This is a genomic window from Hydrogenophaga sp. A37, assembly GCF_002001205.1.
Classification (GTDB): Bacteria; Pseudomonadota; Gammaproteobacteria; order Burkholderiales; family Burkholderiaceae_C; genus Hydrogenophaga.
The window spans coordinates 1-22,503 of the sequence record NZ_MUNZ01000164.1 but is presented as its reverse complement, the minus strand read 5'-3'; the positions used below and the strand labels follow the sequence as shown (position 1 = coordinate 22,503).

The 22,503-nt window shown below is 65.8% G+C and carries 20 protein-coding genes; 9 read left to right on the top strand and 11 right to left on the bottom strand.

Going from position 1 to position 22,503, the window contains the following annotated elements:
* Nucleotides 1-206 precede the first annotated feature (206 nt).
* Nucleotides 207-1,541, top strand: coding sequence for a TAXI family TRAP transporter solute-binding subunit (locus B0E41_RS22220; RefSeq protein WP_077334570.1), 1,335 nt, complete (start codon nucleotides 207-209; stop codon nucleotides 1,539-1,541).
* A 101-nt stretch (nucleotides 1,542-1,642) separates the two neighbouring features.
* On the opposite strand, the gene B0E41_RS22215 is transcribed toward B0E41_RS22220, so the two are convergent.
* From B0E41_RS22215 to B0E41_RS22195, 5 genes are all read right to left on the bottom strand, one after another.
* Nucleotides 1,643-3,700: a DUF1631 family protein gene (locus B0E41_RS22215; protein WP_077334568.1), complete on the bottom strand. Its 2,058-nt coding sequence runs from the start codon at nucleotides 3,698-3,700 to the stop codon at nucleotides 1,643-1,645.
* 102 nt (nucleotides 3,701-3,802) lie between these two features.
* Nucleotides 3,803-4,354 (bottom strand): DUF1415 domain-containing protein, encoded by a 552-nt coding sequence (locus B0E41_RS22210; protein ID WP_077334566.1) that lies wholly within the window; start codon nucleotides 4,352-4,354, stop codon nucleotides 3,803-3,805.
* A gap of 122 nt (nucleotides 4,355-4,476) precedes the next feature.
* The gene (ettA, locus tag B0E41_RS22205; RefSeq protein ID WP_077334564.1) at nucleotides 4,477-6,138 is read right to left on the bottom strand and encodes an energy-dependent translational throttle protein EttA; all 1,662 of its coding nucleotides are present in this window, start codon (nucleotides 6,136-6,138) and stop codon (nucleotides 4,477-4,479) included.
* A gap of 146 nt (nucleotides 6,139-6,284) precedes the next feature.
* Nucleotides 6,285-6,830 carry a hypothetical protein gene (locus B0E41_RS22200; RefSeq protein WP_077334562.1) on the bottom strand — a complete coding sequence of 182 codons (546 nt, stop codon included), beginning with the start codon at nucleotides 6,828-6,830 and terminating at the stop codon, nucleotides 6,285-6,287.
* Nucleotides 6,827-9,016 carry a DUF1631 family protein gene (locus B0E41_RS22195; protein WP_077334560.1) on the bottom strand — a complete coding sequence of 730 codons (2,190 nt, stop codon included), beginning with the start codon at nucleotides 9,014-9,016 and terminating at the stop codon, nucleotides 6,827-6,829. Before B0E41_RS22195 ends, B0E41_RS22200 begins: the two co-directional genes overlap by 4 nt.
* A 330-nt stretch (nucleotides 9,017-9,346) precedes the next feature.
* Here B0E41_RS22195 and B0E41_RS22190 point away from each other — a divergent pair, with 330 nt between their 5' ends.
* From B0E41_RS22190 to B0E41_RS22175, 4 genes are all read left to right on the top strand, one after another.
* Nucleotides 9,347-11,158, top strand: a complete 1,812-nt coding sequence (locus tag B0E41_RS22190; RefSeq protein WP_077334558.1) for a DEAD/DEAH box helicase — start codon at nucleotides 9,347-9,349, stop codon at nucleotides 11,156-11,158.
* A gap of 166 nt (nucleotides 11,159-11,324) precedes the next feature.
* Complete coding sequence (locus tag B0E41_RS22185) at nucleotides 11,325-11,987, top strand: response regulator transcription factor (RefSeq protein ID WP_077334556.1); 663 nt, start codon at nucleotides 11,325-11,327, stop codon at nucleotides 11,985-11,987.
* Nucleotides 11,984-13,324 (top strand): ATP-binding protein, encoded by a 1,341-nt coding sequence (locus B0E41_RS22180; protein WP_143433966.1) that lies wholly within the window; start codon nucleotides 11,984-11,986, stop codon nucleotides 13,322-13,324. Before B0E41_RS22185 ends, B0E41_RS22180 begins: the two co-directional genes overlap by 4 nt.
* Nucleotides 13,325-13,351: 27 nt before the next feature.
* A complete protein-coding gene (locus tag B0E41_RS22175) occupies nucleotides 13,352-14,395 on the top strand; it encodes an endonuclease/exonuclease/phosphatase family protein (protein ID WP_253195090.1) in 1,044 nt (347 codons plus the stop codon).
* A gap of 20 nt (nucleotides 14,396-14,415) precedes the next feature.
* On the opposite strand, the gene B0E41_RS22170 is transcribed toward B0E41_RS22175, so the two are convergent.
* The 4 genes from B0E41_RS22170 to B0E41_RS22155 all read right to left on the bottom strand — a co-directional run bounded on the left by B0E41_RS22170 (nucleotide 14,416) and on the right by B0E41_RS22155 (nucleotide 17,011).
* Nucleotides 14,416-15,510 (bottom strand): sialidase family protein, encoded by a 1,095-nt coding sequence (locus B0E41_RS22170; protein ID WP_077334552.1) that lies wholly within the window; start codon nucleotides 15,508-15,510, stop codon nucleotides 14,416-14,418.
* 28 nt (nucleotides 15,511-15,538) lie between these two features.
* Entirely contained in the window at nucleotides 15,539-15,808 is a 270-nt protein-coding gene (locus tag B0E41_RS22165) for a MoaD/ThiS family protein (RefSeq protein WP_077334550.1), read from the bottom strand.
* Between the two features lie 53 nt (nucleotides 15,809-15,861).
* On the bottom strand, nucleotides 15,862-16,245 hold the full coding sequence (locus tag B0E41_RS22160) for a hypothetical protein (protein WP_077334548.1): 384 nt from the start codon (nucleotides 16,243-16,245) through the stop codon (nucleotides 15,862-15,864).
* 157 nt (nucleotides 16,246-16,402) lie between these two features.
* Nucleotides 16,403-17,011: a DUF4148 domain-containing protein gene (locus tag B0E41_RS22155; RefSeq protein ID WP_077334546.1), complete on the bottom strand. Its 609-nt coding sequence runs from the start codon at nucleotides 17,009-17,011 to the stop codon at nucleotides 16,403-16,405.
* A gap of 226 nt (nucleotides 17,012-17,237) precedes the next feature.
* Here B0E41_RS22155 and B0E41_RS22150 point away from each other — a divergent pair, with 226 nt between their 5' ends.
* The 3 genes from B0E41_RS22150 to B0E41_RS22140 all read left to right on the top strand — a co-directional run bounded on the left by B0E41_RS22150 (nucleotide 17,238) and on the right by B0E41_RS22140 (nucleotide 19,897).
* Nucleotides 17,238-18,173 carry a LysR family transcriptional regulator gene (locus B0E41_RS22150; protein ID WP_077334545.1) on the top strand — a complete coding sequence of 312 codons (936 nt, stop codon included), beginning with the start codon at nucleotides 17,238-17,240 and terminating at the stop codon, nucleotides 18,171-18,173.
* Nucleotides 18,174-18,287: 114 nt separating this feature from the next.
* Nucleotides 18,288-19,190 carry a hypothetical protein gene (locus B0E41_RS22145; RefSeq protein ID WP_077334543.1) on the top strand — a complete coding sequence of 301 codons (903 nt, stop codon included), beginning with the start codon at nucleotides 18,288-18,290 and terminating at the stop codon, nucleotides 19,188-19,190.
* A 131-nt stretch (nucleotides 19,191-19,321) separates the two neighbouring features.
* Nucleotides 19,322-19,897, top strand: coding sequence for a sigma-70 family RNA polymerase sigma factor (locus tag B0E41_RS22140; RefSeq protein ID WP_253195088.1), 576 nt, complete (start codon nucleotides 19,322-19,324; stop codon nucleotides 19,895-19,897).
* A gap of 111 nt (nucleotides 19,898-20,008) precedes the next feature.
* On the opposite strand, the gene B0E41_RS26830 is transcribed toward B0E41_RS22140, so the two are convergent.
* Together B0E41_RS26830 and B0E41_RS27395 are read right to left on the bottom strand one after the other, a co-directional pair.
* A complete protein-coding gene (locus B0E41_RS26830) occupies nucleotides 20,009-20,191 on the bottom strand; it encodes a hypothetical protein (RefSeq protein WP_143433965.1) in 183 nt (60 codons plus the stop codon).
* A 587-nt stretch (nucleotides 20,192-20,778) separates the two neighbouring features.
* On the bottom strand, nucleotides 20,779-20,979 hold the full coding sequence (locus B0E41_RS27395; RefSeq protein WP_216350800.1) for a hypothetical protein: 201 nt from the start codon (nucleotides 20,977-20,979) through the stop codon (nucleotides 20,779-20,781).
* On the opposite strand from B0E41_RS27395, the gene B0E41_RS26825 reads away from it, so the two are divergent.
* Nucleotides 20,958-22,307, top strand: coding sequence for a PKD domain-containing protein (locus B0E41_RS26825; RefSeq protein WP_143433964.1), 1,350 nt, complete (start codon nucleotides 20,958-20,960; stop codon nucleotides 22,305-22,307). The two genes, B0E41_RS27395 and B0E41_RS26825, sit on opposite strands and share 22 nt — an antisense overlap.
* Nucleotides 22,308-22,503 lie beyond the last annotated feature (196 nt).

Sequence of the window (22,503 nt, the reverse complement as noted above, 5' to 3'; positions counted from 1 at the left end):
GTCGCTGCCCCCCCAAGGGGGGCTGATCCACCTTGGGGCGGCCCGGCGGTGGATCGTTGCCCCCACGCTCCGCCGCTGCGCGGGTCGCTGCCCCCCAAGGGGGCTGGGCCTGCCTTGGGGCGGCCCGGCGGCTGGCCCGCTGCCCCCACGCTCTCCGCGGGTCGCTGCCCGTCTTGAAGCTGACAGACGCATGCTAAGGTAACGGGATGCCCAGCAACATCCGCTATACCCTGCTGTCATTGCGCGACTTGGCCGCGTCGGTCGGACCGTTTGCGCTGCTCACGGTGCTGCTGCTCGCGCTCACCTACTGGTGGCTCGACCCCAATCCACCCAAACGTGTCGTGCTCGCCACCGGCCCCGCCCAGAGCGCCTACGACGAGTTCGGCAAGCGTTACGCCGACGCGCTCAAGCGCTATGGCATCACGGTGGAATTGCTGCCCTCCCAAGGCTCTTCGGCCAACCTCGAACTGCTGCGCACCGGCAAGGCCGACCTGGGTTTTGTGCAAGGCGGCAGCGCCGACATAGGCTACGACGACGAAGAGTCGATTTCCTCGCTGGGCAGCCTCTTCGTGGAGCCGCTCTGGCTGTTCTACCGCGAAGACTCGGCTGTTCGCCTGCACCAGCAAACCACCATCCAGTCGCTCGGTGATCTGGTGGGTTGGCGCGTCAACGTGGGCACCGCCGGCAGCGGCGTGCCGCGCCTGTTCACCACCTTGCTCGACGTGAACCGCATCGACCGGCAGCAGCTCACGCTCAGCGAGCTGGAGCAGACGCCGGCCACGGTGGCGTTTCTCAATGGCGAAATCGACGCGGTGGTCTTCGCCTCGGCACCCGAGTCGCTGATGGTTCAGATGCTGCTGCAGTCGCCCGGCATCCACCTGCTGAACTTTGCGCAGAGCGAGGCCTACTCGCGGCGCTTCGGTTACCTCACGCCCGTGGTCATGCCGCAGGGTGTGGTGGACTTGTCGAAGAACATTCCCGAGCGCGACATGCACCTCGTCGCATCAACCACCAGCCTGCTCGCCGGCGCCAAGACGCACCCGGCCATCCTGCAGCTCTTCGCGCAAACGGCCACCAACCTGCACGGCGGCGCCAGCTGGTTCAACCGGGCGCGCGAATACCCCAGCCTGGAGCACAGCGAGGTGCCGATCTCCCCTGAGGCGGTGCGCGCCATCAAGAACGGCCCGCCGTTCCTTCAACGCTACCTGCCGTTCTGGCTGGCGAACCTGGTCGAGCGCATGTGGCTTGCGATGGGCCTGATCCTAGCGCTGGCCCTGCCCCTCTCGCGCATCGTGCCGCCGCTCTACACCTTCCGCATCCGCTCGCGCGTGTTCCGCTGGTACGCCGAACTGCGCAGCATCGAGCAACGCCACCTGGACCAGCAGGACGAGCCCACGCCGATCGACGATCTGCTGGAGCAGCTCAACCGGCTGGAGGAAAAGGTGGAACAGGTCGTGGTGCCGCTGTCGCACACCGACGAGCTCTACGCCCTGCGCAGCAACATTGGTCTGGTGCGAAAAAAGCTCACCCGGGGGAAGTGACCCACCCCTGCCGCGCTTCGCGCGACCCCCTCAGGGAGCGGCACTGGCCATCCGGCAAAGCCGGCCTGACGGCGCCCTGGGCTGCATGCTGCTGAAGATCTCTACAGCTTGCCCGAGTTGATCCAGGCCTGGCGCGCGACGGCGGCAAGCGCTTCATCCAGAATGCCCTGACCCGCAACCACGCGCAAACGCCCCTGGGCACTGAGGCGGTCCAGTCCCTGTCGGGTGAGCGAGATCGGCAGTCCCTCGGCCGTGTTGAACAGAAACAGGGTGCCGTGCGGGCTCGCCCAGCGGAGCTGACACCGGCGCACCACGTCCTGCTGCTCCAGTTCGACCCACGCCCCCACCGCCAGCTCAGGCAATGGCTCGGACGCCAGCAGGCTCAAACCCCGGGCGAAGGGCTGGGTGTCGGCAAAGTCGGGGGCCGCAAGCAAGGTGTCCACGAAACCCGAGTGGCGCGCCTCTTCCGCGTGCATCCATGGCTCCGGCGCTGGTTCGTCGCCCCTGGGGGGCAAGGGCGCGGCCGGGTCACCGTTGTGTCGCGTTTTGTAGGCAGCTTCATGCAGACCCATCAGTCCCTGAAAAAAGGCCTCGGCGCGCACACGCGGGTAGTCGATCGAATCCAGTCCTTCGCGCAAGGTCCGCAAGATCGCGGGCACGACCCGCACCAGCCGGGGGCGGTTCAGGCTGGCCTGCGCAAGCTGACAGGACCACAGCAAGTCGGGCAAGATGTCCATGTAGCGCTGCGCCGGCACATCGTCCAGACAGCCTTTGCCCGCTGTGCCCAGATGAAGGCGTGCATGCGCCAGCACCTGGGCCCAGGGATCGCAGAGAAAGCGCCGCACCAGACCAGGCGCGCGACCGAAATCGGGGCGCGCCTGAATCTCGCGTGCCACGTGTTCAGCCAGCAAGTGACGCTGTTCCACATGCACCAGTGTCTGCATCGCCAGCCCCTGATCCGGCGCGCTTTGTGGCAGCAGCCGATTCAGTTGCTCGACGATGCGATCGGGCAGTGCGCTCGTTGAAGCATTCATGGTCTTCACCACGTCATGCACCTGTTGGGCGTACTCGGCGTATCCCGTGTCCTGCTCGCTGGAAAAGGCCAGGCTGCGGGCGGTGATGGTGTCGAGCAAACGCCTCGCGGGGTTGTGCCGGTCGGCAAAGAACCGGGGTTCTGCGCGCGCCAGGTGCAACAGCACCGGTTTGAGCTGTTGCACCATGTCGCGGACGGACGGCAGCAGCCGCTGGTCTTGCGCAATGGTGCGCAGCATGAGCGCCACCACCTCGACCGCCAGTGTGCGCACCATGGCATTGCCAGAACCCGAAGCGCCCTGGTCCGAGACAACCTCGCCACCGTGGTCCAGGTTGCCCACCAGCAGTTGGTGCAAATGGTCGAGGGTGAGCACGGCGGCGTCGCCGATCTTCGTGTCCAAGGGCGCGCTCTCCGGTCGAGTGCTCCCTTCCGCCACGGCAGCCCGGTGGGCCACCACCGTCGGCACTACCACATAGGCCGCCGGCTGCACGTTCCGTTGCTCCAGCCCCAAGGCCAGGTCTCGGTAAAACCGCTGCAGCTCGGCGCCGAGCGGCACCGCACCAACGTGCAGCCAGCGCATGCGCGCCGCCTCGTCCACATGCAGATGCGAGAGGGCCTGCATCAGCGCCGCGATCACCACCTCGGGACGCAGCGGATTGGCTTCTTGCCGAACGGCAGGCAGGCCCTGCGCTCCGCTGAGCAGCGCGCCCAACGCCAGCAGTTCCGAGTCGGCCGCCATCTTGACCACTTGCTGAAGCCGCGCGAGTTCCACCGTGGCCTGCACCTGCAGGTGGTCCATCAATTCCAGGTCTTCCATGCTCACGCCGTCCCAGGCGCGCTGGGTGCTGGGCACCCGCGGGGCGTTGCCCGTGGCGCGCTCCTGCGCCGCCTGCACACCGTCGGACAAGGCCTTCAGGAACTGATCGGCCATGCGGTCACGCGCCCCCACGAGCACGGTGCCAGCGTGCAGGTAAGCCTGCTTCTCTTGGTGGTGTGAGGCCGTGGCAGCGCACTGCTGAAGCGTTTTCTGCAACTGCCCCAACCAACGGGGAATCCAGTCGCGCGCCAAAACCTGCGCGTCCTTCAGGCAGGCTTCAAAAGGGGGGGGGTTGGCACGGGCGCTCATGGAGGGGGCAATCAACAGCGGTCATACAAGGGTGTATGAGCAAAGATTGTGCGCACCGCGCCCGGGCCAAAAGCCCGGATGAAACATGGAAAACCCCGCAGTTTAGGGCTTAGCCAGCAGAGCCGCCCAACCCTCGGCGCCGAGCCCGCGCAGGGTTTCGATGTTGCGCTCGACGATCTTTTCGGCATCGCCCGCATCGGACGCCACGGCCCGTTCCACGCTCTCTTCGCGCAGCAGGTGCAGCGTGGGGTAAGGCGCGCGATTGGTGGCGTTGCTGATGTCGTCGGGTTCAACGCCCTCAAACTGGAACAGGGGGTGGAAGCTCGCCACCTGGACGGTGCCTTCCAGCTCGTGCTCGGCCACCACGTCGTCCACCACGCCCATGAAGTCGTTGAAGACCTCAAAGTCCGGAAACAGCGTGGGATGCACCAGCAGCGTGGTGTCGATGGCTTCGGCCGGCGTGTTCACCAGCAGGTCCAGCTCGCGGTCCAGCTCATCGAGAAATGCGTCCAGGTGCCGCGCCCGGCTCACCACGATGCGCACCTGGTTCTTCACGTACACCGAGCGCGCGAACGGGCACAGGTTCAGCCCGATCACCGCCTTCTCGATCCAGCGGCGGGTGTCGGCCAAAACGGTGTCGTCAGAGAGTTCCATAATCGTGTCCGGAGCGAAGGGCATTCAGTTCAAGAGTGCCGCGGAACTGGCTCCGCCAGGCCGCAGGCACTGCCCCCCAGTGGGGGGTGACGCGCCGAAGGCTCGGCGCGGGGGGCGTTCAATCAAATACTCTTGAAGCGCGCGCGCTTCGGGCGTGCGCCCTCTTCGCCCAGGCGGCGCTTCTTGTCGACCTCGTACTCCGAGAAGTTGCCGTCGAAGAAATACCACTGCGAGTTGCCTTCGCAGGCCAGGATGTGGGTGCAGATGCGGTCAAGGAACCAGCGGTCGTGTGAGATCACCATGGCCGAACCGGCGAACTCCAGCAGCGCTTCTTCCAGCGCGCGCAGGGTTTCGACGTCGAGGTCGTTCGAGGGTTCGTCGAGCATCAGCACGTTGCCGCCCTGGGCCAGGGTCTTGGCCAGGTGCAGTCGACCGCGCTCACCACCAGAGAGGTTGCCCACCAGCTTTTGCTGGTCGTTGCCTTTGAAGTTGAAGCGGCCGATGTAGGCGCGGCTGGGCATGATGAACTTGCCCACGATGATGTTGTCCAGCCCGCCGGAGACGTCCTGCCACACGGTCTTGCTGCCGTCCAGGCTCTCGCGGCTCTGGTCCACAAAGGCGAGCTTGGCGGTCTGGCCGATCTCGACCGAGCCGGAGTCCGGCGTTTCCACGCCCTGGATCATCCGAAACAGCGTGGACTTGCCGGCGCCGTTGGGGCCGATGATGCCGACGATGGCGCCCGGGGGCACCGAGAAGCTCAGGTTGTCGATCAGCACCCGGTCACCGAAGGACTTGCTCACGCCCTTGAACTCGATGACCTGGTTGCCCAGGCGCTCGGCCACCGGGATGAAGATCTCGTTGGTCTCGTTGCGCTTCTGGTAGTCCACATCACTCAGTTCCTCGAAGCGGGCCAGACGCGCCTTGCTCTTAGCCTGGCGGCCCTTGGCGTTGGAGCGCACCCACTTGAGTTCTTCCTTCATCGCCTTGGTGCGGGCATCTTCGGACTTCTGCTCGGTCTCCAGGCGGCGTTCCTTCTGGTCCAGCCAGTCGGAGTAGTTGCCTTTCCATGGGATGCCCTGGCCACGGTCGAGTTCCAGGATCCACTCGGCCGCGTTGTCGAGGAAGTAGCGGTCGTGGGTGATGGCGACCACGGTGCCGGGGAAGCGCTGCAGGAAGTGCTCCAGCCACTCCACGGACTCGGCGTCCAAGTGGTTGGTGGGTTCGTCGAGCAGCAGCATGTCGGGCTTGGAGAGCAGCAGGCGGCACAGGGCCACACGGCGCTTTTCGCCACCCGAGAGGTTCTTGATGGTGGCGTCCCAGGGCGGCAGGTTCAGCGCGTCGGCGGCCAACTCCAGCTGCAGGTCGGCGTTTTCCGAGCCCGAGGCGGCGATGATGGCTTCGAGCTCGGCCTGCTCGGCGGCCAGGGCGTCGAAGTCGGCGTCTTCTTCGCCGTAGGCGGCGTACACCTCTTCCAGGCGGGCCTTGGCCTTGAGAGCACCGCCAATGCCTTCTTCCACCGCCTGGCGCACGGTCTGTTCGGGATTGATCTGCGGTTCCTGCGGCAGGTAGCCGATCTGGATGCCCGGCATGGCGATGGCTTCGCCCTCGATCTCCTTGTCGATGCCGGCCATGATCTTGAGCAGCGTGGACTTGCCCGAACCGTTGAGGCCGAGCACGCCGATCTTGGCGCCGGGGAAGAAGCTGATGGAAACGTTCTTCAAGATCTGCCGCTTGGGCGGCACGGTCTTGGTGACACGGTTCATGGAGAAAACGTATTGGGCCATTTTGATAAAAATGCTGAGTGACCGAAGGGAACGCAGGCCACAGCGCGTCAGCGCTGTTGCGGCCCCGTTTCAACAAAGACATGTCGAGCCGTTGCTGTCCTGCCGCTGTACTGCCAAAAAAGAAGTCTTCGATTATCGCCCGGGCTTCAATCGTCATCCAGGTTGTCTGGCAAAGGCTTCCTGATCAATTCCTGCATGGCTGGCGGCAAGACCCCGGATTGCAGCCATTCAGGCAAGGCTTCAGGCAGGTTCCAGCGCGCCTGCTTGAGCACCATGGCCAGCCCCTGAAACCACAGGTGCATGCCCTTGCGGCTCAGTCGCACGATCAGCGGCCCGCTGCTGGTGTCGAAGGTCATGTTGACCGATTGGCTGTTGGTCTGGGTGCTGATTTTCTGGCACAGGCGCTGCTGTGGATCGCTCTTGGCGCCCGGCGACTCGTGGCCGGCGCGAATCTGCGGTGGGCTCTGCCCCGGGGCCGCCTCATGGAGCGACAGGTCGTGCTCGATGGAAGCGCGGGCTCTGGGGCTGGCGCCGCCCTGCTCGCCCGGCGTGGACGCCTCGAACGAGGGCAGCACCGTGCTGAAAATGCTGATGACCATGCGGCGGGTGAACCAGACGGTGCTGTCCTGCTCGTGCACCCGCATCCAGATGCGGTCCTGCACTGCGTTGTAGCCGAAGGTGGTGGTGGTCACGGGGTGGTTCCTGGCTCGGCGTCGCCATCGGCTTCACTCTGGTTGCGCAAGGCGAGCTGAGCGACAGCGTCGAGCGCGCCCTCGACCATGCCGCCGCGCGACACCACCCGCAACTGATCGGCATTGCGCAGGCGATCCAGCGTGCGACGGGTCATGGAGTGGGCCAGCCCTTTGGCGGAGATGAACATGAACAGGCTGCCATGCGGGCTCGTCCAGGTCAGCTCGGCCCGCACCCAGGTGCCCTGAATCAGCAAATCCACCCAGGCGCCGGTCGCCAGATCGGCACCTTGAGCGTCCACCGCATCAGGTGCGATGGGCACCGGCTCCTCGGACACGTAGCCCGCATCCGCGGCCTCGCTGTGGGCCATCCAGAAGGTCTCGCCGTGTTCTGCGGGCGCTGGCACGACCGCGAGCGCCGGGTCGTCCACCCGTTCGATCAACGTGGGGATCTCTGCCCCCAACGGCTCGTCGCCTGTCTCCTGCGCCGCCGGGCGGTCGAAGGCCTGCTCGTGCACGGCAACCAGCATGTCGAACAGCCGGGCTGTCAGATCGGGCGGGTACTCGATCCGTTGCAAACCCTGGCGCAGTTGCCCCAAAAGGCGGGGCACCAGCTTGACCAGACGGTCGGTGTCACGCCGGATGAGATCCGTCTGCACGCTCCAGATCAGGTCTTCCGCGACCCGATCGATGGGTTCGTCCGTCTCGACCGGGACCACACCAGCCAATTGCGACTCAGCCACGACCTGCGACCAGGGCCCGCAGAGGAACTGCAGCACGAACTCGGGAACGTCTTTGTCCTGCGTCTGGCGTTGAAAGTCGGCGGCCAGCCGCTCGGCCAGCAGGTGCCGTTGCTCGGCGTGCATCAGCGCACGGGCAGCCTCGGCCCGCATCTGGTTCTTGATGGCGTCGTCCTGCTCCCAGCGCCGGCGCAGGCGTTTGAGCAGACGGGCAAACACCTCCTCGGTGGCGGCAGCCCGGTTGAGCGAATACACCGCGTCGATGATCGACTCCAGTAGCTTGGAAAACCCCGGGTCGTTCTGCCCCTGATAGCCGAGGCTGCGTTGGGTGATTTCTTCCAGCAGCTGACGCGCAGGGTGTCGGCGCTCGCTGAAAAAACGCGGGTCGGCCTGCGACAGCTTGATCAGGATGGGCTCCAGCAGACCAATCTGTTGCCGTATGGCGGGCAACAGGCGCTCGTCCTGTGTCAGGTTGTCCAGCATGAGCCGAACCACCTCCTGCCCCAGCAGGCGGCCCAGGTTGTTCTCCAGAATGATGGGCAATTCGGGTTTCACCGGCGGCTCTTCTGTGGAGCTCGCCCGTAACCGCAAGCGTTGGATCAGCGGCTCGATCAGGTCCATGTCTTCCAGCGCCGTCAGGGACAAGGGCACCGTGTGCACAAAAGTCTGACCACCCGATTCTTCGTTGCTCAGGTCGCCTGCGAGCAACTGCCGCAACCGGCCGAGGGTGAGCATCGTTCGCCCCACGGCACCTTGCGGGCCCTGCTCCCGCTGGGCCATCGGAGTCGGCCCCACCACGGGCTCCACGCCATGCACCAGCAGCCACTGAATGAGTTCACGATAAACCTGTCGCAGGCTCTCGCCCAACATGCCGGCCGCAGGGGACAACAGCGCACCGCGCTGGGCATCGTCGGGAACATGGCGAACCAGCAGCTCACGCAGGGCATGGGCAAATGCGGCGGGCCTGAGCGGGTTGAGTTCGGGCTGCACCGTCATCCAACCCATCAGGCTGCTGACCAGGGCATTGAGCCTGGGCAACTGTTCGGCGCTGGCGCTGCGGATCGCCTGCTCGGCCACGGCAAACCCGATGGTGGCGTCGATCGACCGGTCATCGAGCTGGCGAAGGTCATCAAACCGAACGGCAGCGGGCCCTGTGGCATCCAGCACACTGCCGTGATAGAGCACCTTGCGCAATTGCTCATGCCAGGTGCGCTTGAGCGCATCGGCTTCTTCCGTGAGCTGCTCCACCAGTTCAAGCTGGAGCGGATCATCGGACGATGGGGCAGCACCCGGCCGATCAGGGTCCAGCGCCGCGTTCAGGCCTTCGAGCAGTTCGTCGATCATCGAGTCCGAGATCGACAGCGCGGCTTCGAGACAGTCCTGCAGCGTGGGGCGCAGTTTGCTGGCGTCGTTGGCCATGCCCAACCGGAGCATCTTTGGAGCGTTCATCGGGGCTGAGAAGAAATGAGATCAGCAGGCTGAGGCGCAGCAAGGCGGCCGCACCACGGGTTCAAATTCCGAAATCCGCACCATTATGTGAGCGCTCCGGAAGCTTCCGGCAAGCATCTTCGAGTGCCTGTGTGAAAAGACGTGCGACAATGCAGCCGTTGTGTTGTATCAGTGACATCCAACACCAGCACCCTGCTGGAGGGTCAGCGTCCCAAGTTTTTGGACCCGCAGACCCACCCTTCTGAATCCTGTCTGCCTTCTACTGAACGGTCCCCACAAGGTCCGAACAGGCAGATGCCCCCAGCGCCCTGGACGGGCGCCACACCTTTAATGAACTTCGAAGAACTGAACCTGGCCCCGGCCATCGTCCAAGCTGTGCGCGAGCACGGTTACGAAACCCCCACTCCCATCCAGGCCGAGGCGATTCCCGCCGTGCTGGCCGGGCGCGATCTGCTCGGCGGTGCCCAGACCGGCACCGGCAAGACCGCCGCCTTCACCCTGCCCATGCTGCACCGCCTGAGCGTTGGTGAGCGGGCCAAGAGCAAATTCGGCGGTGTCGCGATCCGCGCCCTGGTGCTCACGCCCACCCGCGAACTCGCCGCTCAGGTCGAAGAGTCGGTGCGTACCTACGGCAAACACCTCTCGCTGACCTCCACCGTCATCTTCGGCGGTGTCGGCATGAACCCGCAGATCAACGCCATGAAGCGCGGCGTGGACATCCTCGTGGCCACGCCCGGCCGCCTGCTCGACCTGCAGCAACAAGGTTTCCTGGACCTCTCCGGCGTGCAGATGCTGGTGCTCGACGAAGCCGACCGCATGCTTGACATGGGCTTCATCCACGACGTGAAGAAAATCCTGGCCCTGGTGCCCAAGGACAAACAGAGCCTGCTGTTCTCGGCCACCTTCAGCGATGAAATCCGCGACCTCGCCAACAATCTGCTCAAGGACCCGTTGAGCATCCAGGTGACCCCGCGCAACACTACGGTGCAGCGCATCACCCAGGTGATCCACCCCGTGGGTCGTGGCAAGAAGAAAGCCCTGCTGGTCCACATCATCAACCAGCACAACTGGAGCCAGGTGCTGGTGTTCACCCGCACCAAGTTCGGCGCCAACAACGTGGCCGAGTTCCTGACGAAAAACGGCATCCAGGCCATGGCCCTGCACGGCAACAAGAGCCAGGGTGCGCGCACCCAGGCGCTGGCCGGCTTCAAGAGCGGCGACATCCGCGCCCTGGTAGCGACCGACATCGCGGCCCGCGGCATCGACATCGACGAGCTGCCGCACGTGGTGAACTACGAGATCCCGAACGTCAGCGAAGACTATGTGCACCGCATCGGCCGCACCGGCCGCGCCGGGAAGAGCGGTGAAGCCGTGAACCTCGTGAGCTTGGACGAAGAAGGCTTCATGATGGACATTGAGCGCTTCACCAAGCAGCAGATTCCGGTGCAGATCTTCCAGGAGTTCATGCCCGAACCGGGTGAGCGTGCCGAACCCATCGCCATGGGCCGCCAGACCATCTGGGGCGGCGCCGGCAAGCCGCCGAGCCGCGACGTGATGGCCGCTGCCGCCAAGGCCGCGCGCACCGAGATGCTGCAACGCGTGCGCGAGAAAAAAGCCAGCGACGCACCGCAAGGCGCCCGTGGAAACGGTGGCGGCAACGGGGGTGGCCAGCGCCAGCGCCCGGCTGCGCAAGGTGACGGCCAGCCGCGTGGCGAAGGCGCCCGCGACGGTCAACGCGCCGACGGTCGCCGCAACAATGGCGGCCCCGGCCGCAACGGCCCGGCCAATGGCCCCCGCAATGGCCCGCCGCGCAACGGTGGCGCACCACGCAACGCCGAGCGCGCTGAACGCGGGCCGCGTGAAGACCGTGGGCCGCGCGAGGACCGCGGTGACGGCAGCGAGCGCCAGCCCGGCCCGAATGCGCACCTGGGCCAACTGCGCATCCGCGAGCCTCGCGCACGCGCCGCAGCCCCTGGCGGTCAGCCCGATCCCCTGCGCACCAGCATTGACTCCATCGGTGGCCGCGGCGCACGCAACGGCAACCGGGGCGGTGGTGGCGGCGGCCGCGGTGGTCCACGCGGTGACGCACCGCGCGGCGGCCCGGCCGACCCGTTGCGCACCAGCTACGGACGCATCCGCTGAACCGGAAATCAAGGTGCCACGCGTCAAAACTCATCAAAATCCATGGTGGTTGAAGATGAAGTGAAGCCGGCTGTGGCGGTGGAGCAGACATCCTGATCTCAGGGTTCTTTTCCGGAAGGCGGGTTCACACCCGCCTTTTTTTCGCCTGCATACCAGGAACGCTCCCATGAAGCTGCTGCTTGCCGAAGACGATGTCATGCTGGGCACCAGCATGGAAAAGGGCCTGGCGTTCGCCGGCTTTCAGGTGGACTGGGTGCGCATGGGCAACCAGACCATCGACGCCCTGAGCACCCACAGCTACGACGTGGTCCTGCTCGACATCGGCCTGCCCCAGGTGGACGGGCTGCAGATCTTGCGCTGGATGCGCAAGGAAGGTCAGCACACTCCAGTGATGCTGGTGACGGCTCGGGACGCTGTACCCGACCGTGTCGCGGGGTTGAACCTGGGTGCCGACGACTACCTCACCAAACCCTTTGACCTGGACGAGTTGTGCGCGCGCATCCACGCGCTGGCACGCCGCCCAGCCGGACGCGGTCAACCGCACCTGCAATTGGGGCGACTGGAACTGCACCCCATCGAGCGCGAAGTGCGACTGGCGGGCACGGCGTTGGCGCTCTCGCAACGCGAGTTCGATCTGCTCGCGGCGTTCATGCGTCAGCCAGGGGCGGTGCTCTCGGTGGCGCAACTCGAAAGCCAGCTGTATGGCTGGGGCGAAGACATCGTCAGCAACGCGGTGGAGGTGCACCTGCACCATCTGCGGCGCAAGCTTGGGGAACCCTGGATCGTCAACGTGCGCGGTGTGGGCTACAAGCTGGTGCAGGTGCCTTGAACTCCATCCGCGCCCGCTTGTTGCTGTGGCTCATCTCTTCGGTGCTGATCACCACCCTGGTGGTCGGCTTCCTCACAGCACGACTGACCTGGAGCGGCTTCAACAACGTGCGTGACCTTGGCCTGGAACAGATTGCCCAGACCGTGATGCGGCACGACGAAGCCGCCCCCGAACTGCCACCCCCCGTGATCACCTCGCAGACCTTGGCCGACGAGGACCTGGACCAGTTCGTCAGCCAGATCTGGGACCGTTCCGGTCGCCTCGTTTACTCGTCCTTGGCGGATGTCGGCCCGCCGCTGCAACCACCGGGTCACCACATCGTGACCTGGCAGGGCCAGAGTTGGCGCCTGTACGCGCTGCCGAGCGAACTTCGAACCGTGCAGATTGCGATCACCACAAAGATTCGGAGGCGCCATTTTTACTCATTGACACCCTGGCTGATGGTTCCACTGAGCCTGCTCGTCGTCACCCTGGGCTTGCTCACCAACGCTGGGGTCAACCGGGCGCTGCGACCGCTAGAAGACCTGCGTCACGACCTGTCCCAGCGGAGCCCCGAGGACCTCAAGTCGGTCAATGCCGTTGGGTTGCCCGACGAAATTGCACCTCTGGCAGACACCCTCAACCAGTTGCTCGAACGCGTGGACCAGCTCATCACGAACCAGAAGCGGTTTCTCGCCGATGCCGCCCACGAACTCAACACACCGCTGGCGGCGATCAAGCTGCAGGCCCAACTGGCGCGACGGCTGGGCCCCGCCGAATGGCCCTCCGCACTGGACGAGCTGGACGCGGGCATCGAGCGCGCGACCCGGCTCTCGTCGCAGCTGCTGCAGCTCGCCCGACTCGAACCCGGTGCCCGTCAGCCCCTCCTCGGCCCGGTTCAGCTGGACGACATCCTGCGTGAGGCCGTGTCGGCGTTTTCCGCGCGCGCGGAGCATCTGGGCTGTGATCTGGGGCTGGCGGGCGCCTCAGCAGTGAGCCTGCATGGCGACCCGCACGCGCTGCGCACCCTGGTGGACAACCTGATCGACAACGCGCTGAACCACGCCACCGCGCCGGTGCGCATCGATGTCAGCCTGCGCGCCGACACTCACTGGGCCGTCCTGGAGGTCAGCGACACCGGACTCGGCATCGCTCCTGCCGACCGCCAGCGCGTGATGGAGCGTTTTGTGCGGTTGGCGCCGGGTGACGGCAAGGGCAGTGGCCTGGGCCTGTCCATCGTGCGCGAGATCGCCGAGCTGCACGGTGCCCTGGTGGAGCTGGACGACACACCGGGTGGCGGCCTCACCGTGCGCGTGCGCCTGCCGCTGACGGGCATCCCTCAACCAGCAGCACCCTGAGAAGAACCGGCTGGTTACAGTGAGGTCATGCCCAACATGATCCCGCCTCCCGTTTCGCGCTTCGCCACCCTGATGGTGGCCAGTTGCAACGTGCTCAACCTGGCGCAGCCCGGTCGCCACTTCTATGACGGCCAGGACCCCTACAGCCAGAACGAGTTTGAGCGCAAGGTGGGCTGGCTCGGCGAGCGCTTCCGGGTGCTCAACGCCGACGTGCTGGTGGTTCAGGAGGTCTGGGACGAGTTGGCGCTGCGCGCGGCCGTGGCCCGCAGCGGCCTGCAGTACAGCACGGTGAGCGTGCCCGGTGCCGAGAACGGACCGGGTCAGTCGGGGGCACAGGGCACGCCTCGCGTCGGCATCGTGACGCGGCTGAAGGTCGAGTCCATCCAGTCGATCACCGACTTCCCCGCCGCCGCCGTGGTGCAGGTGCCCGGCATCGGCCCACACACCCGCTTCGAGCGCCCACCGCTGCTGGCCACGCTGCGGATGAAACACGGGCAGGAGGTCGCCGTGATCACGGCCCACCTCAAGTCCAAGCGACCCAAGTACCTGCAGGACGCGCAAGGCCGCTCGATTGAAGACTCGGAAGACCCCACGGTGCAGGCCGTGGGCTCATTGCGCTCGCTGATCATGCGCGCCGGTGAAGCGCTGGCGCTGCGCCTGAAAGTGGTCGAGCTGCTGCACCGCACGCGCCTGCCGCTGATCGTGATGGGGGACCTCAATGACGGGCCGCACAGTGTGACCACCCAGCTCATCGCCGCCACCTCGCAGGTGGCCTACGACAAGGGCGCGCGCGACAACGCGCTCTTCAACGCCTGGGACGTGATGGGTGAGGCCGCACTGCGCCGCGACGTGGCGTTCTCCCACATCCACCAGGGCTACCCCGAGGTGCTCGACCAGGTGCTGGTGAGCGAAGAATTCGTGGCCACCAGCCGGGCGTCCATCGGCGACGTGCGGCGCGTCGAGGTCTTCAACGACCACCTCTTCGAAGGCCGCGACCGCAGCCGCAGCGACCACGGGTTTGTGCGCGCGTTGTTGCGGTTGCGCTTGCCAGACACCCCGCCCAGCGCCTGAAGCGCCCTGGGCAGTTGGGCTCAAACGAACCTCAAGGCCGCCACCGGCGGGAAATCGTTCGACACCAGGTGCCAGTGCTCGCCGGCATCGCCACTCACCCACAGCCCGCCCGTGGTCGAGGCCAGCGCCAGCGTCTGGCCGTCGGCGCTCACATCCAGCCCGTGACGGTAGACCAGGTGGTAGGCGTGGGCCTGCGGCAGGCCGCTGGAGAAGGTCTGGAAGCTGGTGCCACCGTCGTCCGTGCGGTTCACCACCATGCGCCCATCCACCGGGAAGCGGCAGACGTCGGCCTGCGCCGGCACGAACCAGGCGCGTTGCGGGTTGTTCGGGTCGCAGGCCACGGCGAAACCAAAGCCTGACGGCGCGGGCGCTGGGATGCCGCTCCAATGCCGCCCGCCATCGGTGGAACGGTAGATGCCGCAGTGGTGCTGCACCCAGAGCACATCCGGGTTCGCGGCGCACTGCACCATGCAGTGCGGGTCTTGCGCATTGCCGTCTTCGGCGTTGTCGGCCGGCAGGTAGTCGGCCTTCATGCCGCTGGCGATGAGGGTCCAGCGTTCGCCCCCATCGCGCGTTTGCCAGACGCCGCCCACCGACACGGCCACCGTCACATGCCGCGCATCGCGAGGGTCCACCACGATGGAATGGATGCCGGCGTGGTCGTAGCCACCACCCATCCAATCGCGACGCCCAGGCTGTTCCCACAACGCGGTGTTGAGCGTCCAGCTGGCGCCGAAGTCGGTGGATCGGAACAAGCCGGCCGGGATGCAGCCGGCCCACAGCACACCGGGCTCATCGGTGCCACCGGCCGCGAGCGTCCAGATCAGGTCCACGTTCCAAGGCGTGGTGTCGTCGGCCAGGGGACCTTCGGTCGGCTTCTGCGGAAAAGCGGGGGCAGCGATCTCCTGCCAGGTCCGGCCCTGGTCGGTGCTGCGGCGCAGCTTGACGCCGAAGTGGCCGAGGCGCAGCGCGGCGACCCAGGCGCCGTCGCGGGCATCGATCAGCACGCTGGTGACCGGTTCACCGGGAAAGTGGTGGGCGGTGATGGCCCACTCAGCGCCCTCGCCGTTCAGGACAAACAGGCCCTTGCGGGTGGCGAGCAACAGCGTTTGCATAACCAGTTCCTTCAGAGGTTGAGTGCCCTCAGCCACCGCTGAGGGCCTGCACCACCAGCACCCGGTCGCCCGCTTCCAGCGGCTGATTCAGCGAGACACGGTCCGTCACCAGCTGCCGGTTGACGAACACCGCCACGTGCTTGCGCACCGCGCGCTGGTCGTCGAACACATAGTGGGCGAGCTCGGGGGCGGCCCGCAACGCCGCTTCAAGCGCCTCACGCAGGGCGCCAGGCGCGACCTGTTGCGGCACGCAGTCCACATGGCGGCGCAGGCTGGGGGCGAATTCAACGGTGACCATGGCAGTGCAACGATCCGCCAGTGTCGAACAAGGCCGCCCTGGCGAACAGCGATTCACCCTCTCACAAAGAGGGTCACCAGGGGTTGATCCCCCACCTGTCGGCTCCAGTGGCCATGCACCGCCGGGTCGAAGCTCGCGCCATCGGGCAAGGTGTCAGCCGAGTAGAAATGCTCGCCCGGACCGAACGTGCGGGAGCTGCCATCCTGCAAGCCGATCTCCATCTGCCCCTGCAAGACAAACAGCCACTGCGGCGCCCCGGTGCAATGGAACTGGCTGCGAAAACCGACCGGGCTCTCACGCAGCTGAAAACCGCCTGAGGCCATCAACGGCGAAAGGCACGCCGCTGGCGTGCCTTCATTGAGTTCAACCGTCTCGTCGCGAAACGCAGCCCGCCCGTCGGTGCCGGTGTAAAGCACCACCTTGTTGAAGGTCTTCATGTCTGGTCCTGTTGCTGTGAATGCAGCGCGAGGTTGTACCAGATAGAAGAAGCGGAAGAGCCAGGGGATGCCCCCACCCAGCACACGCCAAGGATCCGGCTTCGCCGGTCCAAGGGCGTGGTCCCCCCGGGGGAAGCTGCGCAGCAGCGCAGGGGGGTCAGTTCTTGTATTTGCTCGGGTACAGCTCGTTCAGCTTGCGACCGGATTCGCCGTCGGCCACGATGTCACCGGTGCGCTGGGCTTCCTTCAGCTCGGCGAGCACCTCGGCGCGGGTCTTGCCCTGGGCCACGGCGGTCGGGTAGCGGTTCGGGTAGATCTCGTTGAGCTTCTTGCCGGACTCGTTGTCGCCGATCACTTCGCCCTTGAGCTGGGCTTCGCGCAGTTCGGCACGCACATCTTCACGGCTGATGCTGGCGGTCGCGGTGGCGGCTGGGTAGCGGGCAGGGAACAGCTGCTTCATCGTCTGACCGGACTCGGCATCGGCGATCACGTCGCCGCTGCGCTGGGCTTCTTTCAACTCTGCCTGCACCTCGGCGCGGGACCGGGCCTGCACAGACGTCGCGGCGTCGTAGCGGCCGGGGTACATCTGACGCAGCGTCATGCCAGACTCGTTGTCGGCGATCACGTCGCCGTTGCGCTGGGCTTGCACCAGCTCGGCGCGAACTTGCTCGCGGGTCAGCGGCGCGTCGGTGTCGGCGGCGAAGGCTTGACCGGCCGACAAGGCGGCGACGGCAAGAGCGATGGTGGAGAGGTAAGAGGCTTTCATGGTGCTTCCTTTCAAGAAGTGGTGAATGGCAGAGCGATCGTGCCGGCCCAGGGGCCGGGTGTCTTTTCGCTGCGGTATCGCTTCTTTGCGTTGTGTTTCAGAAGCGTTTTTCGCTGCGATGGGTGAACTTTAAAATTTCACGCCAAGAAGAAAAACCACCAGATCAGCGATAGTCCGTTGTGACATCAGCAACAATCAACCCATTGATGCCCCCCACAATTGCCCCATGGACCGTCTGACCTCAATGCGTGTGTTCCTCAAAGTCGTGGACGAAGGCGGCTTTGCGGCCGCCGCACGCGCCCTCGACATGTCGCCCGCCGTGGTGACGCGGCTGGTGGCCGACCTGGAGGAGCACCTCGGCGCGCGCCTGCTGCACCGGACGACCCGACGCCAGTCGCTCACCGATGCGGGCGATGCCTACCTGGAGCGCGTGCGCCACATCCTGCTTGACCTGGACGACGCGGACTCGCTCGTGAGCTCGCGCACCCACCAGCTCTCGGGTGTGCTCCGGGTGCTGGCGCCGCCGGTGCTGGCCTCGCACGTGCTCGCCCCCATCGTGGCGAGCTTTCACCAGCGCTACCCACAGATCCAGCTCGACATCGACGTGGTCAGCCACCGGGAGCCACCGGTCGAGGAGTACGACATCACCCTGATCGGCGCCGACGCGGCGTTCGATGCCAACGTGATCGCCCGCAAAGTGATTTCCACCGAAACCTTTCTGGTGGCTTCGCCTGCTTACCTGGCACGCAAAGGCACGCCGCAGACGCCGCAGGACCTGCTGCAACACGACTGCCTGCGCATCAAGCCCGATGCCGGCCTGCGCGGCCGTCAATGGCGCATGTTCCGATCAGACACGGTCAGCGATGAGGTGTTGCTCGATGTGCAGCCGGTGCTCTGGGCCAACCACACCGACACGCTGCTGCGCGCCGCGCTCGACGGTGCGGGGATCACCGGCACCGCCGTTGAGCTGGCCGCGCCCCACCTGGCCAGCGGCGCATTGGCCCGGGTGCTCTCGCCGTGGATCACCGGGCGTTTCACGCTCTACGCCGCCCTGCCGAGCCGCAAATTCCTTCCCCAACGCACCCAGGTGTTTCTGGATCACCTCACCGAGCACACCCGCGCGGGTGTGGCGCTGGCGCTGGCGGGTTGCTCCGTCTGCTGAATCGCGCCTCCGCGCGCCGCGCACAAACTGTTTCAATGTGATGGGCTCGGGTTTAACCCCATCGTCCCGTTCCGTTCGTTTCAGTCAGCTCCTCAACCTGTTTCAGGAGCTTTCATGAACACCACCTGCCACACCCTGCGCCGCCTCGCCTTACCCGCGCTGGCCGCGCTCGCGGTCCTGGCCGCGCTGCCGGCCCACGCCGTGGGGCGCCTCGCCGACATCAACATCGTCGACCGCGACAGCGGCGAGACCCTCTCGGTCTACCAGCACCGAGGCGAGTACTGGGTGGCGGGACGCCCCGGCGCGCGCTACGCCGTGTCGGTGCGCAATGCGTTGAACGGCCGCGTGATGAGCGTGGTGTCGGTCGATGGCGTCAACGTGATCTCGGGTGAAACCGCCGCGCTGGAGCAGACCGGCTACGTGCTCAGCCCCTGGCAGCAATACGACATCACCGGTTGGCGCAAAAGCGACGCCGAGGTCGCCGCGTTTCACTTCACCAACCTCTCGGGCTCCTACGCGGCACGCACAGGTCGCCCCGCCCACGTGGGCGTGATCGGCGTGGCCGTGTTCCGCGAGAAGCTCGCTCCACCGCCCGCCAGCGTGCCCTTGCCTGAAGCGCCCTCCTCCTGGCGTGAACGCCGCGAGCTCAACGAATCGGAGCACTCCTCACTCGAACGCAGCGCGCCCGCTTCGCCAGCGCCGGCTGCTGAATCGCCCGTGGCCGGCTTGGGCAGTGCCAAGAGCCAGTCCCACAACGAAGCCGCCGATGCCATGCGCCGCTCCGCCAGCCCAGCCCCGCGACTGGGCACCGGCCACGGCGAGCGCGAGGGCTCCTGGGTCGGTCACACCAGCTTCGAGCGCCGCAGCGCCCGCCCAGACGAGGTGATCCGCATCCGCTACGACAGCCGCGTCAACCTGATCGCCATGGGCGTGCTGCCGCCGGATGTGGAACCCGTGGCCCAGCCCCAGCCGTTCCCTGGGTCGCGCCACACGCGATACGCACCGGACCCGAGTTGACCTCCAGCGCCGCCTGCGGCGTCACCCCCCAATGGGGGGCGACACTGGCCGTCCGACGAAGCCGGCCCGGCGGTGTCCTGGGCTGGAACCGCTCCGGTGCCACCCTTTGACACCCCACCATAATCGCTCGAATGGAAGCGGACACCGCCCTCAGTGACGAACACCTCATGCACGCTTACGCTGCGGGCGACACCCGCGCCTTTGAAACGCTGTACGACCGCCACAGCTTGCCGGTGTGGCGCTTCGTGCAGCGCAGCGTGCAGAACCACGCTGTGGCCGACGACTTGGTGCAGGACGTGTGGTTCAGCGTGGCGCGGCAGGCGCCGTTGTACGAGGCCCGCGCCCGCTTTCGCACCTGGCTCTTCACCCTCGCCCACCACCGCATCGTGGACCACTGGCGCACCCACAAACACCACGCGAGCCTCGACGCCGAGAGTGAAGACGGCGCCGCGCTGGCCGACACGCTGGCGGCCGAGTCCGGCTTCGGCCCGGAGCGGCGGCTGAGCTCGCGCGAACAGGCCCAGGCCCTGCTGGACGCGCTCGCTGCCTTGCCCGCGGTGCAGCGCGAGGCCTTTCTGCTGCAGGCCGAAGCAGGCATGAGCGTGTCCGAGATCGCCCAGGCCACCGGCGTGAGCACCGAAACCGCCAAGAGCCGCCTGCGCTACGCGCGCGCCCGGCTGCGCGACACCCTGGAGGCGTTCGCATGAGTCACCGTGTGTTCCGACCCCATCCAGTACGCACTGCCGTGCGCCGCACGGAGGTCGTCCAGTGAGCCGCGACGACCTCCCCGTGGGCGACGATGACCTGCTGCTGCAGCGCTACCGCGAGGCCAACGCCCACGACGACGCGCGGCCGGGCCCCGCGCTGCGGGACAAGGTACTGGACCAGGCCCGCAGTGTGGCGCAAGACCGGATCGTGCCGCCACGCACCCAGCGCCCGGCGGCCAACGACAGCGTCTGGACCTGGAAGGCCTTCGGTGGATTGGCGGTGCTGGGCTTCATCGGCCTGCTGTTCCTGCAGTTCGACCGGGGCACACCCGAGGAGCGCGAGGCCGCGTTGGGCACGTCCCTGCCGCGCCCGGCGGCGCCTGCGGCCGACACCTCCACCGCGGCACCGCCACCCACCACCATGGAATCACCTGACGCTGAGGTTGCACCACAGGCGCAGACGCCGACCGCAGCGACAGCCCCTCCGGCGGCCCGTGCCGAGCGGTCGCCAGAGCCCCGGCGCTCCGCCGCGCCAGAAGCACCACCTCCCCGAGAAACCCGCGCGCCCGAATCCCCTCCATCGGCGAAGGCTCAGGCTCCCGCGCCGGTGACTGAGATGGAGGCAGCAGCCCCACCGGAAACTCCTGCTCCCGCTCCCGCTCCCGCTACTGGCACACAGATCATCAACGGCGCGTCATTCAGCAGCACAGCCTGCGCCAATGAAGGAAATACCTGCAGTTTCTCAGGGACGAAAAATGTGGCCTACGGCGCCGCTGGCCAATTCAGTGTCAGGCTGCTGACCGGCCCAGCAAGCTGCACGAACGCCACCTTTGACGATCCCATACCGCTGACGGTGAAGTCGTGCTTCCTTACCACGACCGCTACCACCATTGCACCTGCTCCTGCTCCTGCCCCTGCCCCTGCTCCTGCCCCAGCACCAGCACCAGCACCAGCACCAGCACCAGCACCAGCACCAGCACCAGCACCAGCTCCAGCTCCAGCTCCAGCACCAGCACCAGCACCTGCTCCAGCACCTGCGGCTGGGACTTCCCAATCGGTCGTGGCCCAGCTTGCAGCCACACGACTCAGCGGCACCGCACCGCTGGCGGTTCAGTTTGATTCCACGGGCACCACATCGAGCCTGACCAGCCAGCACCCTTTTCACCACGTGCGCTATTCATTCAGCTTCGGTGATGACCGCGGTTTGAGCTGGCCCGTATCGGGCCTCCCGAAGAACTCTCAGTCGGGGGGGCCGCTTTCCGCACACGTGTTTGATCTTCCTGGCACCTATCAGGTACGGGTTCGTGCCACCGACCAGGCGGGAGGCTATTCGGAAAAGTCGATCACCGTTCAGGTGCTCGACCCCAATACCGTGTACTCCGGGACAGGCACGGTCTGCGTGTCAGCTGCAGCGAACTTCTCGGGTTGCCCCACGGGAGCTTCCCAAGTGACCGCGCTACCCAGTTCGGCCACATTCAATGGTCGCCGTGTTTTGCTTCGCAGGGGTGAAACGTTCGGCTCCATCTCCATTCCGCATGGAAGCCAGAATGTGCAGGTGGGGGCTTTTGGCACAGGAGCGAAACCGCGCGTGAGCAGCGTCGTGGTTGGCACGGTTCGCCCCACTTCGACCGCTTTCCCGCGTGATGTCTCCATCATGGACCTCAACTTTCTTCAAACGTTTGAGCAGTTCGCGACCATGTCCCAGTTACTCCTGTATCGAAACACATTCGATCCACCAACCAGCGGACCTGTGACGCAGATCAATATCGCCAGTGCTCTGGATTATGTCGTTCAGAACAACACGCTGTCTCCCAGCCAGTACACCCAACCCAGAGAGCTGTTCATTGTGGAGAATCAGCTCCGGGGCAGCACAACCAACTCTCATATTGGCATGGCTGGCTTGGGAACTCGCTTCGTCGTCATGGGCAACGACATGGGAACGGCCCAGCAACACACGGTTCGCCTGTGGGCCATGCACAAGGGATACATCGCACACAACGCACTTCGCGGTGGATCTGCCGATGGGATCCGGCATGCATTGAAGGTGCATTCTGGCGGGTTGGGTGATTTCAATGACAACTATGGCATTTCAGGAAGCACCTGGGCCTCACGGCAGATCGTCATTGGCAACAACCGTCTGGGCGATGCCACGGACAACAACTCGTGGACAGGCGTTTCCGGCCCTCAAAACAATGGCCCCGACAGCCGTGAAGGCCTGGAGGATGTGGTCCTCGAAAGCAACGTGTTTCACCGTGGCCCCAACACCAACACCGAGTTCATCATCATGGGCCGAAGAATGACTTCGCGTGGCAACACGCGGGCCGATGGCGGCACGCCCAACATCAATCAATTCAACAACTCTTACCAGTTACTGCCTTCCGATTGGGTCGGTCCGTTTTATTACCAGTGAGCGGTCGTGGATTCAGGGGCTTCTTGATAACAGGAAAGAGTACCCTGTCTTTTCGGAGTGGTGCAACACTGCGTATTTCAGCGATCGTGGACGCCTGTTTCAGGCTGATCGTGGACGGAGAATCGGTGTTGCCGTGGCGGCGCTGGGGAAGCGCGCAGGAACTGGTGTGAATGTATCGCAATCGTCCACGATCAGC